Origin of the sequence: Bacillus atrophaeus (genome assembly GCF_039519175.1) — a bacterium.
Lineage (GTDB): Bacteria > Bacillota > Bacilli > Bacillales > Bacillaceae > Bacillus > Bacillus atrophaeus.
In genome coordinates this window covers 4,031,348-4,046,010 of record NZ_CP154443.1, presented here as the reverse complement: position 1 = coordinate 4,046,010, position 14,663 = coordinate 4,031,348, and the positions used below count along the sequence as shown (strand labels likewise).

Annotated in this window: 13 protein-coding genes and 8 pseudogenes; 15 read left to right on the top strand and 6 right to left on the bottom strand. The window is 34.8% G+C overall.

Features of this window, described 5'->3' with window-relative positions; all coding sequences use genetic code 11:
* The first annotated feature begins 219 nt into the window (after positions 1-219).
* From AAHT65_RS20415 to AAHT65_RS20380, 8 genes and pseudogenes are all read left to right on the top strand, one after another.
* Positions 220-447 carry a hypothetical protein gene (locus tag AAHT65_RS20415; protein ID WP_343310733.1) on the top strand — a complete coding sequence of 76 codons (228 nt, stop codon included), beginning with the start codon at positions 220-222 and terminating at the stop codon, positions 445-447.
* Between the two features lie 94 nt (positions 448-541).
* On the top strand, positions 542-2,251 hold the full coding sequence (locus AAHT65_RS20410) for an SIR2 family protein (RefSeq protein WP_343310732.1): 1,710 nt from the start codon (positions 542-544) through the stop codon (positions 2,249-2,251).
* A gap of 45 nt (positions 2,252-2,296) precedes the next feature.
* A pseudogene (gene terS, locus AAHT65_RS20405) lies at positions 2,297-3,089 on the top strand (phage terminase small subunit).
* A pseudogene (locus tag AAHT65_RS20400) lies at positions 3,082-3,276 on the top strand (phage terminase large subunit); the annotation flags it as partial. The pseudogenes terS and AAHT65_RS20400, both read left to right, overlap by 8 nt.
* A gap of 301 nt (positions 3,277-3,577) precedes the next feature.
* Positions 3,578-3,955 carry a GntR family transcriptional regulator gene (locus tag AAHT65_RS20395; RefSeq protein ID WP_106046778.1) on the top strand — a complete coding sequence of 126 codons (378 nt, stop codon included), beginning with the start codon at positions 3,578-3,580 and terminating at the stop codon, positions 3,953-3,955.
* Complete coding sequence (locus AAHT65_RS20390) at positions 3,955-4,815, top strand: ABC transporter ATP-binding protein (protein WP_327853658.1); 861 nt, start codon at positions 3,955-3,957, stop codon at positions 4,813-4,815. The genes AAHT65_RS20395 and AAHT65_RS20390 overlap by 1 nt, the downstream gene beginning before the upstream one ends.
* A gap of 1 nt (position 4,816) precedes the next feature.
* Positions 4,817-5,425, top strand: a complete 609-nt coding sequence (locus AAHT65_RS20385; protein ID WP_315915443.1) for an ABC-2 transporter permease — start codon at positions 4,817-4,819, stop codon at positions 5,423-5,425.
* A 480-nt stretch (positions 5,426-5,905) separates the two neighbouring features.
* Positions 5,906-5,996, top strand: a pseudogene (locus AAHT65_RS20380) (hypothetical protein); the annotation flags it as partial.
* A gap of 120 nt (positions 5,997-6,116) precedes the next feature.
* Here AAHT65_RS20380 and AAHT65_RS20375 read toward each other — a convergent pair.
* Positions 6,117-6,323 (bottom strand): chromosome partitioning protein ParA, encoded by a 207-nt coding sequence (locus AAHT65_RS20375; RefSeq protein ID WP_412094581.1) that lies wholly within the window; start codon positions 6,321-6,323, stop codon positions 6,117-6,119.
* Positions 6,324-6,499: 176 nt separating this feature from the next.
* Here AAHT65_RS20375 and AAHT65_RS20370 point away from each other — a divergent pair, with 176 nt between their 5' ends.
* Positions 6,500-6,718 (top strand): hypothetical protein, encoded by a 219-nt coding sequence (locus AAHT65_RS20370; RefSeq protein WP_425524838.1) that lies wholly within the window; start codon positions 6,500-6,502, stop codon positions 6,716-6,718.
* A gap of 74 nt (positions 6,719-6,792) precedes the next feature.
* Positions 6,793-7,068 carry a barstar family protein gene (locus AAHT65_RS20365; protein ID WP_106360494.1) on the top strand — a complete coding sequence of 92 codons (276 nt, stop codon included), beginning with the start codon at positions 6,793-6,795 and terminating at the stop codon, positions 7,066-7,068.
* 782 nt (positions 7,069-7,850) lie between these two features.
* Here AAHT65_RS20365 and AAHT65_RS21745 read toward each other — a convergent pair.
* Positions 7,851-8,165, bottom strand: coding sequence for a TetR-like C-terminal domain-containing protein (locus AAHT65_RS21745; RefSeq protein WP_425524837.1), 315 nt, complete (start codon positions 8,163-8,165; stop codon positions 7,851-7,853).
* Positions 8,166-8,196: 31 nt separating this feature from the next.
* The gene (locus AAHT65_RS21740; protein ID WP_425524836.1) at positions 8,197-8,409 is read right to left on the bottom strand and encodes a TetR/AcrR family transcriptional regulator; all 213 of its coding nucleotides are present in this window, start codon (positions 8,407-8,409) and stop codon (positions 8,197-8,199) included.
* 97 nt (positions 8,410-8,506) lie between these two features.
* Between AAHT65_RS21740 and AAHT65_RS20355 the strand changes: the two are divergent.
* Positions 8,507-8,659 (top strand): annotated as a pseudogene (locus AAHT65_RS20355) (cytochrome P450); the annotation flags it as partial.
* Between the two features lie 99 nt (positions 8,660-8,758).
* A pseudogene (locus AAHT65_RS20350) lies at positions 8,759-8,845 on the top strand (DUF6262 family protein); the annotation flags it as partial.
* A 378-nt stretch (positions 8,846-9,223) separates the two neighbouring features.
* Here AAHT65_RS20350 and AAHT65_RS20345 read toward each other — a convergent pair.
* Together AAHT65_RS20345 and AAHT65_RS20340 are read right to left on the bottom strand one after the other, a co-directional pair.
* Positions 9,224-9,751 (bottom strand): PadR family transcriptional regulator, encoded by a 528-nt coding sequence (locus AAHT65_RS20345; protein ID WP_061669947.1) that lies wholly within the window; start codon positions 9,749-9,751, stop codon positions 9,224-9,226.
* On the bottom strand, positions 9,748-10,590 hold the full coding sequence (locus AAHT65_RS20340) for a sialate O-acetylesterase (RefSeq protein ID WP_343310731.1): 843 nt from the start codon (positions 10,588-10,590) through the stop codon (positions 9,748-9,750). Before AAHT65_RS20340 ends, AAHT65_RS20345 begins: the two co-directional genes overlap by 4 nt.
* Positions 10,591-11,341: 751 nt before the next feature.
* Between AAHT65_RS20340 and AAHT65_RS20335 the strand changes: the two genes are divergently transcribed.
* From AAHT65_RS20335 to AAHT65_RS21735, 3 genes and pseudogenes are all read left to right on the top strand, one after another.
* The gene (locus tag AAHT65_RS20335) at positions 11,342-12,301 is read left to right on the top strand and encodes a S8 family peptidase (protein ID WP_395939683.1); all 960 of its coding nucleotides are present in this window, start codon (positions 11,342-11,344) and stop codon (positions 12,299-12,301) included.
* 1,141 nt (positions 12,302-13,442) lie between these two features.
* Positions 13,443-13,592 (top strand): annotated as a pseudogene (locus tag AAHT65_RS20330) (hypothetical protein); the annotation flags it as partial.
* Positions 13,553-13,692 (top strand): annotated as a pseudogene (locus AAHT65_RS21735) (recombinase family protein); the annotation flags it as partial. The pseudogenes AAHT65_RS20330 and AAHT65_RS21735, both read left to right, overlap by 40 nt.
* 171 nt (positions 13,693-13,863) lie before the next feature.
* Here the strand turns inward: AAHT65_RS21735 and AAHT65_RS20325 are convergent.
* A pseudogene (locus AAHT65_RS20325) lies at positions 13,864-14,170 on the bottom strand (sigma factor-like helix-turn-helix DNA-binding protein); the annotation flags it as partial.
* Between the last annotated feature and the right edge of the window lie 493 nt (positions 14,171-14,663).

The window sequence follows — 14,663 nt, the reverse complement described above, 5'->3', positions numbered from 1 at the left end:
GTTACTTTGCTCTGTTTTATGCAGGGATAACGTTAATCAGTATAGTTTGGATAGTAAGCATTGAACGTAAAAAAAAGAGTAAAAGCAGCATCAGTCCTAAAATTATTTGAGCTAATTAAGATGAGAAAAGAAAAGGAGTATATGGTCGAGAATTAAAACTAAGTCATAGAAAGTGACATTTTTTATTTACAATATAAGGATTTAGTGGAGGTGGGGAATATGGAAAAGACCATTAATCAGCAACATTTGCTTGGACAACTAGCAGGCGGATCGGTAAACCGTCAATGCACAATAGAAGCTCTAATTGATATTCTCATCGATAAAAAGGTGTTTACTGAAGAAGAATTCGTTAAATATCAAATGCATCATTTAGAACATTCAGCAGATGAGCATTCTGCGGAGCTTTTAGGTATCAATAAAGAAGATTACATAAAGAGCAGAAAATAAAGCATCCTGTAGGGTGCTTTTTTTGTTCGACAAATTCTGCAAATCTATAGAATTTCACTCCTAATTCCCCGATAATAAGGTGGGAGTGTGAACAATGGAAAATATAGATAAATATTTAATTTCACAAATAATTTCTGGGAGAGTTGTACCTTTTATTGGGGCAGGCTTTAGTAGACCCTTCGGTTATCCAGGCTGGGTTGACCTCCTTAAAAAAGTTATGCAGAAAATTGGAATAGAAGACTTGAACTCTGAAGACATAAATAAGGCCGACCCTCTACAATTGGCACAATCGTTTTTAGATTATTATAAAGAAAAAAATCACGATAGTGTTGAGGATAGTTTAATACAAGAGATTGGAATAGCAGAAGATCAAAGTTCTATAAGAGATAAGTTAAACCAATATCTTTCAAGCAGTATAAAAAAAGAAATTGATCAAAGATTAGAAAGAAAGTTTTCAAAAATTGTGCTTGATCAAATAAAAAAAGATACATCTTCAATTAATCAAACTGAAATTAATAAATTAAAATTATTGGGAGACTTACATTTTAAACAGATATTAACTACAAATTACGATAATGTACTTGAAAAAGAGATATTTAGCAATAAAGGCTTTAAAGTATTGTCTCTTGGAAACGGTGATGAGTTAAACTGGGATGACAGTTCAAATACAATATATAAAATTCATGGTGATGTAACTAATGAAAATGAGATAATATTTACACACGCTCAATACTATAAATTTATGCATCAATTTGGATATTTTAGAAGTAAACTATACACTTTGCTCTCTAGCAATATCATATTGATGATGGGCTACGGGTTTAACGATATTAATATCCATCAAATTTATTTTCAATTCATTCGTGATTATGATAATGATTCTAGCCTTGGCGAGAAGAAATTTTATATGGTGCTTACTCAACGTGAGAAGGAAAAATGGAAGTCTTATTTTCCTTACTATAAAAGATATCTTGCTTCTTATAAAATTAATGTAATAGAAGTTAGCACCTTACCTGATTTTATTGCAGCATTATCAGAAAAAGTCAGAACAGCTGAGGCATCATCAGACTTGAGTTATCTCTTTAAACAAGAAGAGGAAAATGAGTTATTTACCACTACTCTACTTGACGTAATAGAAAATAATAAAGATATAAAGTTAAGTGATGACAGAACTTTAAATGTGAATATTTTAAAAGCTCTACATAAAATTTACAAAGGTCCATATATATTAAATAAAAGACCCTTTAACAAATCTATCGAAGGGAATATTCTGGAATCAAAAATTGCTAGTAATATGTTTGATTATACTAACAAATTAGTGAACTCATATGGATACTTGAGTGATACACAAGAATTCATCGAAATTGTTAATGACTCTTTAGATTTTGTTAACAGTACTGGAGACTTTTATGAAATTAATAATCGGATTATCGACTTTATAACATTATCAAGTAAACTAAAGCAAAAAAATTATTCGCGTGAGGACGATCTTATTGTAGGAGAAAATATGAACAGGATGTTTACTCGTTGTCATCCTACAGAATATTTGCGCTCAAACCCTGGGGGAAGAACTTTAAAATCCAGATTACACGAGATTTCGACATATCACATAAAATGCTTTTTAGATTATTTAGAGTCAGAGCTTGAGGATGAGTACTTGTTATCAAGATTACAGAAGTATTGGCTTGATGAGTTGATTAAAGTAAATCAAGAGGAGATAAAAACTAATATTAATGAATTAATAGAGAAAAACCAAACGCTACTAAGTGAAATGAGAGAGTCTAGGGCCAAAGATAAGTTTTAAAACAAACTCAAACTCAAATATAGATCCGGAGGTGGGTGAGATGTAATGCCAAGACCACGTGATCCCCGAAGAGATGAAGCTTTTCGTTTGTGGGAAGAAAGTGGAGGAAGCAAGAAATTAAAAGACATTGCTGAGAAGATTGGTGTCACAAGCAGCACTGTTCACAAATGGAAGGCCAACGATAAATGGGAAGAAAAAATGAAAAGGAGTGCTCCTAAATCAAAAGGGAGCGCTTCTTTTCGTCCAGGCGCACCTAAAGGGAACAAAAATGCAAAAGGAAACAAGGGAGGAAGAGCACCGCTTGGAAATAAAAATGCATTAGGAAATAAAGGTGGTGTTGCTCCACTGAGAAATCAAAACGCTGTAACTCATGGATTCTTCTCTAAATTCATTCCAGAAGAAACGCTATCCATCATGAAAGGAATTCAAGAAAGTTCACCTGTCGATATGATATGGACAGATACAGATCCAATATGCTGCAATATTAAGGGCACAAAAAATCATGTTCGTTTCTGATAAGGAAGAAATGATTAAGGAACTGAAAAAGAAAAAGTCTGTCCTATCTGAGACGAACGAAGTCGAAGAGGAGGAGTATGAATTCCAGTTTTCTTGGGATCGTCATGCCACGTTCTTGAACGCTCAATCACGGGCAATGGCAGAGCTCAGAAACCTTATAAAGCAGTTTGACGAATTAGCCCATTCAGAAGACGAACGACGCCTTAAATTGGAGCATATGCGTTTAAATATCAACAAGAAAAAATTAGAGATTGAAGAACTTATGGAAGAAGATAATTCTTTTGAGATCACCATTGTGAACAAAGGTGATGACAGTGATTAAACAAGTAAATCCCTATTTCAAAGAATTTCTCTTTGATTGGAATCAAAAGTTTCAGTTTCTCGTTGGTCGTTATGGATCATCCAAAAGTTATCATGTGGCACTCAAGATTGTTCTTAAATTACTCAAAGAAAAGCGTACTGCACTCGTTATCAGAGAGATATGCGACACACATAGGGACTCAACATTTTAAATAAATATTGTGAAGAAATACACTTTTACTATCATGGCAGTAAAAGTGATGAACGAAAAAAAGAACCTTAGCTTTGAAGGTTCTTTTTTCATTCTCCATTATCCCCTGTTATCTTGGCAGCTATTATACCACCATACGAGTGAGCGAAGTAATGCTATAGCCCTTCACTTACCAATAGCATACGATAAACTCAAAGGTGTGTTTATTTAAATATAATATTAAAAAAGAGTTGTATGTTGGTATTGGTTTGTGTATATTGTATATAAAGTGTATATACAATATGATAGTGGGGTTTTATATGCAAATTATCATTTCAAATCATTCAAAAGAACCTATTTATGAGCAGATTTATGCTCAAATTAAAAAACATATTTTGACCAATGAATTACATGCAGGGCAATCCTTACCTTCAATGCGACAATTAGCGAAGGATTTGGATATAAGTGTTATTACAACAAAACGTGCCTATGAGGAACTTGAGAAGAACGGATTCATATATTCGGTTGTTGGGAAAGGTTCTTTTGTATCGGAGCAGGATAGTGAGATGATTAAAGAAAGAAAAATGAAGGTAATTGAAGAGCAATTGTTGACGGCAATTCAAAACAGTAAAGAAATTGGCATCTCACTTACAGAATTAAAGGACATACTTACACTGTTATATAGGGAGGAAGAATAGTGGAAAATGTTATTGAATTAAAACATGTTTATAAATCATTTGGTGATTTTCAACTAAAAGATATTTCAATGACAGTTAAAAAAGGATTTATAACTGGGTTTATTGGTGGTAATGGTGTTGGAAAATCTACAACGATTAAACTTATTATGAACTTATTGCAACCAGATAGCGGATCGATTTCGATATTTGGGTTAGATCATAAAGAACATGAAAAAGAAATAAAGCAACGGATTGGTTTTGTATTTGATGAAAATATTTTCTACGCACATTTAACATTAGCAGAAATGAAGGAGATTATAAGGCCCTGCTATATGAATTGGGATGACAGCCTATTTAATCACTATGTTGAAAAATTTGAACTGCCGTTAAATAAAAAAATCAAATCATTTTCTAAAGGAATGATGATGAAAGCTTCTTTGTCAATAGCCTTGTCACATCATGCAGAGTTAATTATTATGGATGAACCTACATCGGGATTAGACCCAATATTTCGCAGGGAGTTTCTAGATATACTACATAATATAATGCAAGATGGAAAGAAAACGATCTTCTTTTCTACTCATATTACAACAGATTTAGACCGTATTGCAGATTATATTACTTTTATTCATAATGGCGAGCATATTTTCACAAAGAAATCGTATCAAATTCAAGAAGAGTACGCCATTGTAAAAGGAGGCACGGAGCTATTAGATCGAGATACAGAACAGGAGTTCATCTCCATTCGGAAATCTAATGCTTGTTTTGAGGCATTAACAGCCAATAAAGCACGTATAGAAGATGTGTTTGGTGACTTAGTTTTGATCGAAAAACCAACGATTGAAGAGCTGATGTTCTATACAAAGAAAGGGGCTAAGTAAGGTGTTTCACTTAATAAGAAAAGATATCATTTTACAAAAGAAATCTCTTATGATATTACTGCCTGCTTTATTTGTTTATTTAACGTTAAATATATCATATATCTGGTCAGGTTTTTTATTTAGTATTGGCATAATAATGAACGCTTTTTCAATGGATGAAAAAGCCCGAATAAATACTCTGCTGAATTCACTGCCTTATACACGAAGGGAAATTGTTAGTTCAAAGTACATCGGGGTACTTATTTTTACTTTGATTGTAGTTTTTACAATTTTTATAGGGAACTTGATCATTCATAGAGAACTAACAACATGGATAGATCTAATGTTTATCGTATGCCTTGTGATGGTATCTGCTTCATTTATCTTTCCATTTAGTTATCAGTTTAACAGCCAATATTTGTTCAAAGGCTCACTTATCTTACTTGGTATTTATATGGTATTAGTTAATACCTTGTTCCGAAATTTGAATGATATAATGAGAGAATGTGTTCGAATATTATTATCATTGCAAAATCTTAATGTTTATTTGTTAATTCTGTTTTCGGTTATGATTCTATATGTTTGTTCTTGGCTTCTATCGATACGTATTTATAGAAATAAAGTATTTTAAAGGAAGGGTGTAGAATTCTACAGAAAGAGATTTTTACTGATTGGTTTAATCATCCCTATTCTCATATGTTGTAGAAGGAACGGTATCTTAAATCAATGTTTGTGGTGTATTTTGAAGTTAGGTGTTACTCATACATTGGATTACCTGATAGAATTTACGGTCCAAAAAAGCGAAATCCAAAAAATATTGAAGTGAAAAAGAGCCCATCTCCTTCTATGAGAAGGGAGATGGGCTATCCACATATTTAACATGAGTTTCTGAGTGATACATAGCTTTTTCGAATGCAGCTATCATTTTTATCTCCGTAATCAATATCCTGCCCGATCGGATCATGAAGGGACACGTCTTTTTTGTTGTTTTCATTTCGCGTTAATGCATGATGAGGATTTCATTATTAATTACAAAAGGGGGGAGCATAGATTTTCCATCACTGATTGATTAAATAAATGTTGGGTCAGCTTCCTGTAATACATGTTCAAACGGGGTACTGCGCATGTCTTAGAAGCTCCTGAGCATGGCAGAACAGTGATTCGCGCGGATTAATCATCAGATAGATTTTAAGGTTATGTAAATGAATAATTGAAAAAAACCACTAAAATGTGGGTTCTTTATATGCGCTAACGGGGTAATAACTATTCTTCATCTTCAAAGAAACCGAATAGTTTTTCTTCATCATATTCATATTTACGTCCTAGATTATCTGTATCTCTTTCGTGCTGTAAAAGAACTTTATAGTTTTTTCCTTTGAAGATTCGTTTTCAGTAACACTTAGGACGGTTACTTTATCGTTCTCATATGTCTTTGCAAAAAGTCTAATCTCCTCAATTGTATCCTTTAAATCTGTTTCATCACCATTAAAAAAGTCTAAAGAAACTTCAGTTGTGTATTTTTCAATCATGGCTAGCTCCCTGCTAAAAATATATTAGTTCTTATAGGATAACGGAAAATCTAATCAACAGCTATCACTGGATGGTGAAAGAGGTTCAACAGTTGCAGAGAATGCTCTATGGTTCAGCAACTCTAATGTAAAATCGGGGTGTTGCTCAGTATGGATGAGATGGCGATCAATGGCCGATGCCGGATAATTACATAAATAAAGGAGAAGCAAGAAAATTAGGACAGGAAAGCAAAAAGGTAAATTTATCAAAAGTAACACCGGGGAAAAGTATCGGGGGAGATATTTACAAAAACAGAGAAAAACGTCTTACTGAAGCTAAAAATACAGTGTGGCGTGAAGCTGATATAAACTATCACAGGTTACAGAGGGAATGTCAGATTACTCTATTCGAATGATGGATTAATATATAAAACAACAGATCATTCTAAAACGTTAGTTAAAAATAAAATGATGGAGGACATAGTTTTTAATGAAAAAAATAATTGTAGATGGAAAAGATTTTGAAAATAAAGAAGGGTTACATAATGCATTAAAAGATAAATTAGACTTCCCAGACTACTATGGGGAAAATTTAGATGCTTTATGGGATTGTCTTACAGGGTGGATAGAGTTGCCGTTAACTATAATCTGGAGAAATTTTGAGTTTAGTAAAAAGTTTTTAGGTTCATACGCTGATGATACATTAGAAGTTTTACAAGAGGCTCAAGAGGAATTAGAGGATGAGTTTAAAATAATAGTAGAATAGACTTTTTTTGTGAATTTGAAAAGAGTACCTTAGCGGCGTTACTTGAGTTCAAGAATGCTGCTGAGGTATTTTATTTTCAAGAAAGCTTGTCCTCATAAGTATACTTTTTACTTTGAAATAATGTATTGGCGCACTATGGCCTATCACTACAGCCTTTCTTAACGAGCCCTAAGCAAGCAATTTTTACGATCGTTGTCGTTTCCGCTTGGCAGGGAGGGGTTTAGATGCTCATTTTTTTAGCTTTGGTAGTACTGTTATTCTTGCAATAGTTGAATAAAAGGCATCGACAAAATATCTACTATTGCAAAAGCTGATTCAAAAGTTACTGCCTTAAAAACATTAAAAGTATCCAAAGTCAGTGCTAATAAAATTGGTGAATATGTTAAACTCCCAAATGTTTTGAACTGCAATATGCAATTGCTGATGGTGGATCATTTTCTTTTAACACAATCGATGAAGAAAGTTATAAAAATCTGTATTTCACCTATTTAAGCAGTCTTCCGAAACAAATAGCACATGCGTGTGGCTACCCGAGCTAGCTATATAGAATATCGAGAACAGGTTTCGCGATTCGCTTTTTCATTGTCTTTATGCAGCAGTTGAAAGAAACAGGTCATACACGTTCGGTACCACCAGCATATCCACAGGTACTCGAGCATTTCAGCAAACAATTCTTCTTCCCCCAAGGAGACCAAATTCATAAGGTTATATGCATGTGGAATAACACAGGGCTTCTCCGTGAAAAATCTATTGGATTTACAAGAAGTCTCCTTCTTTTCATATTAATCTTCAAATTTTAATAACAATTGATGAATGATATTAGAGATACAAGTAGGTGTTTTTATCATCCCATTGTTAATCCATTCCTCTATAATTCCTACTACACCTGAAACGATAAATGTTGTTTCGAATTTCTCAGTTTCCGTAATTGAATTTGCTGATTGTCGTAACATGCTCAATTCCTCAATTACTTTCGTTTTAAAAAACTCTTTCAGTTTGTTGGTTGAAAGGGCATTCATTTTTGGTTTTGTTAACAATGTAAAAATTTCGACGTTTTGATATATGTATTCTGTAGTTTTTTCTATAAAGGTCAGCATGCTCAGTGGATCCTCACTTGGAAATGATGAATCATAAAAGCTTCCGCTGTTCAAATATCTCGTCTTCGATCTGCTCATACAAGTCAAACACATCTTTGTAGTGAAGATAAAAGGTGCCTCGGCTTATATCGGCTTTTTTAGATAAATCGGAAACAGTTATTTTGTTGATTTCTTTTTCATGAAGCAACTTTAAAAAGGCATGTTTTATAGCACTTTTTGTCTTGATTGATCGTCTGTCCCCCATAGGGTCCTCCGTTAATATACAATTTATCATGTATTGTTCATTATGAACATGTACAGCTAAATTGCAGATTGATACTCAAATTTTCTTACCATTATTTGGTGCACAGCTTGCCCGCTTAGAATCAAAGATTGCTATTTCCACTTTATTACGCCGCTGTCCAAATATACAGATAAAAGGCGAAAAGGAACAAATTAAATGGAAAGGGAATTTTCTGATGAGAGCACTTGAAGAACTGCCGCTCAGTTTTTAATTTTTTGGGGGATATGTAATTTTCAAACATTTCTCATTTTTTGAGAATTTGGGCAGAGATATAGATGTTACTTGGGATACAAATACTGATGATGGACCACTGAAACGTAATATTAAGAAATTAGAAGATAATAACAAGCAACTTAGGGATCCATTAAAAGTTGCTTACGCAGAGGTATATAAAAAATTTATGTCAAGAACGATGTTCACCTTCACTGCTTGTTCAATTAGAGGAAGTGATTCTTCCTTAAGGGAGATCACTTTTTCTTATTCGACTAAAGCAGCAGTTTAGCGGAAGAAGGAGAAAAATCAGTTGACTTACTTCAATACTAAATAGGTGTAAAAAGTGGTTATTAATACGAAGGATTGAAAAAGAAGAACACGCAGCAGATTCATTTGCTCTTGTTGGGGGGCAAGTGTTGACAACTCTATTAGCTGGTTTAATTAAAGAAGGAGTATAAAACCTGTATCAATGGTGTTACTAGATATCTACGACACAGGTTTTATATTAAGGTAACTAATATTCTTATATATTTAACATTACATTTTTTTATTATGCAATAGTTCACTCTATTTCTGCTTTCAATTTTTCGAACCACTCTAAATTAACCAAGTGATGTGAACGGGAATTTTCGTTCATACGGCGAAAGTAATTGATTGTGCCGGGAATTTCTTGAGTGATGGACAGGTATTCATCAAGGAGCTCGATTCGAGTTTTAGTCTGGTCGATTTGTGATTGGATCAGATCCAGTAATTTATTTTTGTCGAAATCATCGGCAAAGAGTAACGCCCCATAAAATTGCAGGTTCACATATTCCGATTTGGTGCCGTATTTGATCATTAATTTTTCGAATTCTGCCCTTCCCGATTCTGTGACTTTAAAGTTACGGATTTCACGCCCACTGGTTGAGGGTTTCTGCTGAATCTGTTCAATAAAACACTTTTCTTCAAGTTGCTGCAGATTGTAATAAAATGAACCTTTCGTGAAGTTAACAATGTATTTGTAATGACGTTTTTCCATTAAGGCCAGAAGTTCATAGCCGTGAGCTCCGGGGTTTTGGATTAGCAAGCCAAGGATAAGTAAGGGAATTATGGTTTCATCACCTTCGCCATCCGCGCCTCAAATTCCGCATACGTGATTTTACCCGAAGCCAAATCCATACTATGAAGGTAAATCTGTTCTGTTTTAGAATAGTCACCATTCACTTTCAGTGATTGCTCCTCTCCCGAAATGGGTTTCAGGATATGGTACTTTTTCGAAAAAGCCTCGAAATAGCGGTAACCGAATTTGCGTTGTGAAGCTGCGTCTAAATGAATGCCATCAGGATTCGCAGTCAAACCTGATGCAGTAACAAAATAACAATTCCATTGTTCATTAGCAAAACGCAGCAATTGTTCATTAACCTGTCGAAATTCGGTCGCGTGCTGTCCAAAACCGGTCTTCCCAAGAAAGTCACCAAGCCCTCCAATAATTAACGGTATCTCATCAAGTTTCAACTCGTTTCTTAGCGTCTCGATGATAAGAGTTAATTTCTCGTAATAAGTTTCATGTAGCGACTGATAACTGTCACTCTCACCCTGGTGCCAAAGGATTCCACAAATTTGACTGGACCGGAGGGCGAAGCGGGCTTCGGACAAAGCATGCTGAAAAAGGATGCCTTCCGGATGCCAGTCATTCAATGAACTGCCACCTTCCGCACAAGGGATCAAGCCAATTTCTTCATCGGGATGAGCTTTCGACCATGCATCTGCAAAAGATGCCGCCAGGCCAACGCCGGAAACCGGACGGTCGTAATTAATCGGCTCTGTCATCATCTGCCACTGTCCATTGCGCAGCATTTTTATTTTTTCATTATAGATAGGGTCTACTTCATTCAAAAATCCACGGCCCGCCATATTCGACTGCCCCAACATTAAAAAAGACTTTATCATCTAATTTTTCACTTCTTTACATCAATATTTTAGTCTAATTAGACTATAGTCAATTCAGTTTGTCTTGTAAAGTTTTAATAAGGTTTTACTTTTATTATTAGTATGTATGAAAAACAAACTAACATTGAATTTGGTGGATGTATTTGAGAAATAGCAAGTTCTTTTGCTTTTTCTTATCCAACTATCGGGGGCTTTAGTTCAATAACGATCTTCCACAATCGGGCACGATTATTGAACAAGAACTAAAGGAGTGATACATATTAGTCATGTAAATAACAGCGAACAAATGTTACAGAAAACAGATCCTATGAGCGTTATTGTGCCGTCCCCGTTCCAAAGCGGAAAGATCTTTGCCTTCCCCACTCCCATTTTATATAGCATTGATTTGATTTTGCTGTGATTCCTCCTTTTTAACTGAGTTACTATATTATACCATCAGAACGATTAGTTCAGTTTGAGATGTTTGACCAAAAAAATGACCAAAACTCGTCTATAATTGACAGAATGGTTAAAGTGATCAGCATTCTCGATCTTTGACAAAAATATCGACTAACATCAGAAAGTTAGACGATTCCAGTCTATAGTCTAGGTATGGATTTATTCCTTTTTCTACCCATTCAATTGGATCTTGATAGTGCCATTTAATTAATGTACTTAATTTCGTCTTCATTGTTCAAAATAATGAGAAATTAATTAATTAAGTATAGGTTAAATTGAAAGGGGCATACATAGTTTGAAAACATTTTAAGGAGTGAGTTTTTTGGCAGATTTTCGTCTTATTCCATATACTGTTGAATCAGTTATTGAAGATGTGAAAGAAATTCCAGCAGGTGTTAAAATGATTAAAGCTCCAGAGATTTGGGACGTAAGTGATAAGGGATCAGGAGTGGTTGTAGCAATTTTAGATACTGGTTGTGACCCAACTCATACTGATTTAAAGGAAAGGATTATAGATGGTAAAAACTTTACCGATCAAGGTGATCCTGATGATTTTTCTGATATTGATCAGCACGGAACTCATGTTGCGGGAACGGTAGGCGCCACAATCAATGATGAGGGCGTAGTAGGGGTAGCTCCGGAGGTAAGTCTTTTTATTGGAAGAGTTTTTACAAAAGATAGTAATGGAGATGTTGGAGCTTTTAATAAAGACATCATAAAAGCAATTAAACACTGTATTAAATGGAGAGGGCCAAATCAAGAAAGAATTCGAGTCATTAACATGTCATTAGGAGGTCCTCAAGATGATCCGCAATTGCATGATGTTATTAAAGAGGCAGTAAACGAAGATATTCTTATTGTGTGTGCTGCTGGGAACGAAGGCGATATCCGTAGCGGAGGAGATTGTTCTCCTTTAAAAGATGAATTTAGCTTTCCTGGAGCTTATCAAGAGGTTGTTGAAGTAGGTGCTGTAGATTTGGAAGGTAATTGGCCTTGTTTTACAAACACAAATCTCGAGATTGATCTAGTTGCACCAGGTGTGAAAATTATGTCTACAATTCCTGGTGGAAGTCATGCAGAGTTCTCAGGGACTTCAATGGCTGCACCTCATGTTGCTGGTGGTGTATCACTTATAATCAATCAATGTGAAAAGGAATTCGGGCGGAAATTTACAGAACCGGAAATTTATGCACAACTTATAAAGCGAACCAAACCTCTTGGACATGACAAGAAGATTGAGGGGAATGGTCTACTTGAGTTGGATAAACAGTAATTACTGATTTTATAATGTAAACTAAGAGTAAACGTCTTAGTATGGATATGAAGAATAATTAATAAGAAATATCCCTTTTCGCAATGAGAGGGATATTTTTTTGGGTATTATTTTACTGGTTTTCAGCAGTCTATCATCATATAGCTGCGTTAATATAGCCACTTATTGATTGAATAAACCCGTAATCTGCTTTAATTTTTGCTCTAATTTCTCCTGTCACACTAATGTCTAATAAGCCTTTTTCATCTTTATTTATGTCAATGTTTCCTCTGTATGTGTCTGATACAGTATTCATTTCTAAAGAATAAATTTTAAAAAAGTCTACTTGAAGGGCGATTGAGTTGTACCCTAAATCAGCCCATTTCTTCGAGATTTTAGGACACTGTTGTTCATAAGCAGCTTACATATTTGCTTTAACAATAATTGTTCTACCTAACAATGTATAATTAAAAAGAAAGTCTGTTAATTTTTAGTTTTATAAATTGCTTAATTGTGATGAACTTTATGAATCAAAATGATATGTTATGTTATGTTATGTAGGAGTAATATAACGATCAAAATTCTTCTTGATGATATTGCGTATTCAATAAATAGGGAATATTCTGTAATTATTTGTTGTGGTTAATTACAAGAAAAACTTCACCATCACAAAGTAAAGAGCAGATGCAGAGGCTGTGGAAGATGAGCTTTGATATTCTACATAAGTTTGAGCAATCTAGAATCCCGCATGGTATGAAATACGGAGAACCAGAACCCACAATTGTTTCTTAAATGAAAATCAATTAAATATGTTCAAAGTAGGCATTAGGGGATATAACTCTTTCGGGAGATGGTGCTTGGCAGTGTAAGTCATTAAGTAGCTAAACGGGTGAACCTGTGATTACTTTAAAAGAATTGAGTCGATTTAAAATATACGGCTAGTTTTTTATTGTGATTATTTTAGTGGACATGGCACCAGTGCATGTTATTTGCCTAGTTATAAAAGAAAAATCGTTATTGGGGACTTAGGCATTAGTAAATGTCAGATAAAAACCGATGGTTTCAAACTATCGGTTTTTTATAATGTTTTCATACTCATTGAAAATCACCTCATTAGGACAAACAGTTGTTACATAGCATTACCCAAGGGGTGATGCATTTTATGAAGGTGATAATCATCGAGGGACCGCAAGCTGACAAATGCATTAACGATTGCTATCATTACTTAATAAAACTTTATAGGAAGGCGATCCAGGGTAATAGGAACAAGCGATCAAGGGGTCAAGCATCGACAGCCAGATCGAGGCCTGTATATAGAAAGCAGGGACTAAGGATGTCCTGAAGTATGTTGATGAAAGATTTTTTTCTGGCGAGTTTTGGATGCAAGTAAAGGACTTATAAGTAAAGTTTGCTAAGATCCTGACCGTCTTTCTCGGTGATAATTGAGCTTATCAGTGCTGGCGAGTTGAGATAGTGGGATAAGCGGTTTCATATATTCTGTCTCCATTAGTTTCGAAAAGTTTTAGAAGAAGCATGTAAATGAATTAGAGAAAGCCGGAATATTAGATCCAGCTTCTTCTGCATTATTGTCCCTTCGCTTTCTTCCGCTTCTCCTTTCTCCGCCCTGTAGAACTCATGAAACATCTTCATCAGCGCCCGTTTCTCAATCCGTGACACATAACTGCGGGAAATCCCCAGCTCCTTCACGATTTCCCGCTGCGTCTTTTCTTTTTTTAAATCCAGACCGAATCGGCCGACGATGACTTCTTTTTCACGATCATCTAAAATGTCGATGTATTTTTTTACTTTCTCAAGTTCCATATTAAGCTGAATCGTATCAATCACATCTTCGCTCTCTGATTTGAGGACGTCTATCAGGCTTATTTCATTGACTCCTAGAGGTTATCCGTTTTTGTTACATTAAAGTGATAAAGAGTTTGGCTATTTTTGCTCAAATAAAGTTTAAGGTGAATCACCAGTAGACACTAGTGCAACAATAATTGAACGAGGCAGGAATGAAATACCCAAGCCGGCACTCTACTAGTAATGTGAATATTAACAAGTTTTCGTTCGCAGAAAAAGGCAATAGGGCATCGCAATTTAAATTTTCAGTGAGACCGCAATAACTTTTTGATTTGCATGGCAACTCTCTCAATGGGTAATTAAGCAGTATTGGGAGATTAGTTTATTAAAATTCACTTTGTTGATGCAGACAGTGCTTCAAATGGTGGTTTCAAAATTGCCGCAGATCGAGTTGGTGCATAAAGAGGAATGTGATTAGACCTTCCTCTTCTATTTGGATGGATTCCTGAATTGTGCCCATTTTGTTCTTAAAATGAATATAAAACTGTGTAAATGGATGTAATGAATGACTTCAAATTTA

Bases quoted from the DNA above. Each gene is read 5' to 3' on its own strand.
- AAHT65_RS20375 (WP_412094581.1), bottom strand. From the start codon at position 6,323: ATGATTGAAAAATACACAACTGAAGTTTCTTTAGACTTTTTTAATGGT.
- AAHT65_RS20340 (WP_343310731.1), bottom strand. From the start codon at position 10,590: ATGATAAAGTCTTTTTTAATGTTGGGGCAGTCGAATATGGCGGGCCGT.
- AAHT65_RS20370 (WP_425524838.1), top strand. From the start codon at position 6,500: ATGCCGGATAATTACATAAATAAAGGAGAAGCAAGAAAATTAGGACAG.
- AAHT65_RS20395 (WP_106046778.1), top strand. From the start codon at position 3,578: ATGCAAATTATCATTTCAAATCATTCAAAAGAACCTATTTATGAGCAG.
- AAHT65_RS20410 (WP_343310732.1), top strand. From the start codon at position 542: ATGGAAAATATAGATAAATATTTAATTTCACAAATAATTTCTGGGAGA.
- AAHT65_RS21745 (WP_425524837.1), bottom strand. From the start codon at position 8,165: ATGCTGACCTTTATAGAAAAAACTACAGAATACATATATCAAAACGTC.
- AAHT65_RS20365 (WP_106360494.1), top strand. From the start codon at position 6,793: ATGAAAAAAATAATTGTAGATGGAAAAGATTTTGAAAATAAAGAAGGG.
- AAHT65_RS20415 (WP_343310733.1), top strand. From the start codon at position 220: ATGGAAAAGACCATTAATCAGCAACATTTGCTTGGACAACTAGCAGGC.
- AAHT65_RS21740 (WP_425524836.1), bottom strand. From the start codon at position 8,409: ATGGGGGACAGACGATCAATCAAGACAAAAAGTGCTATAAAACATGCC.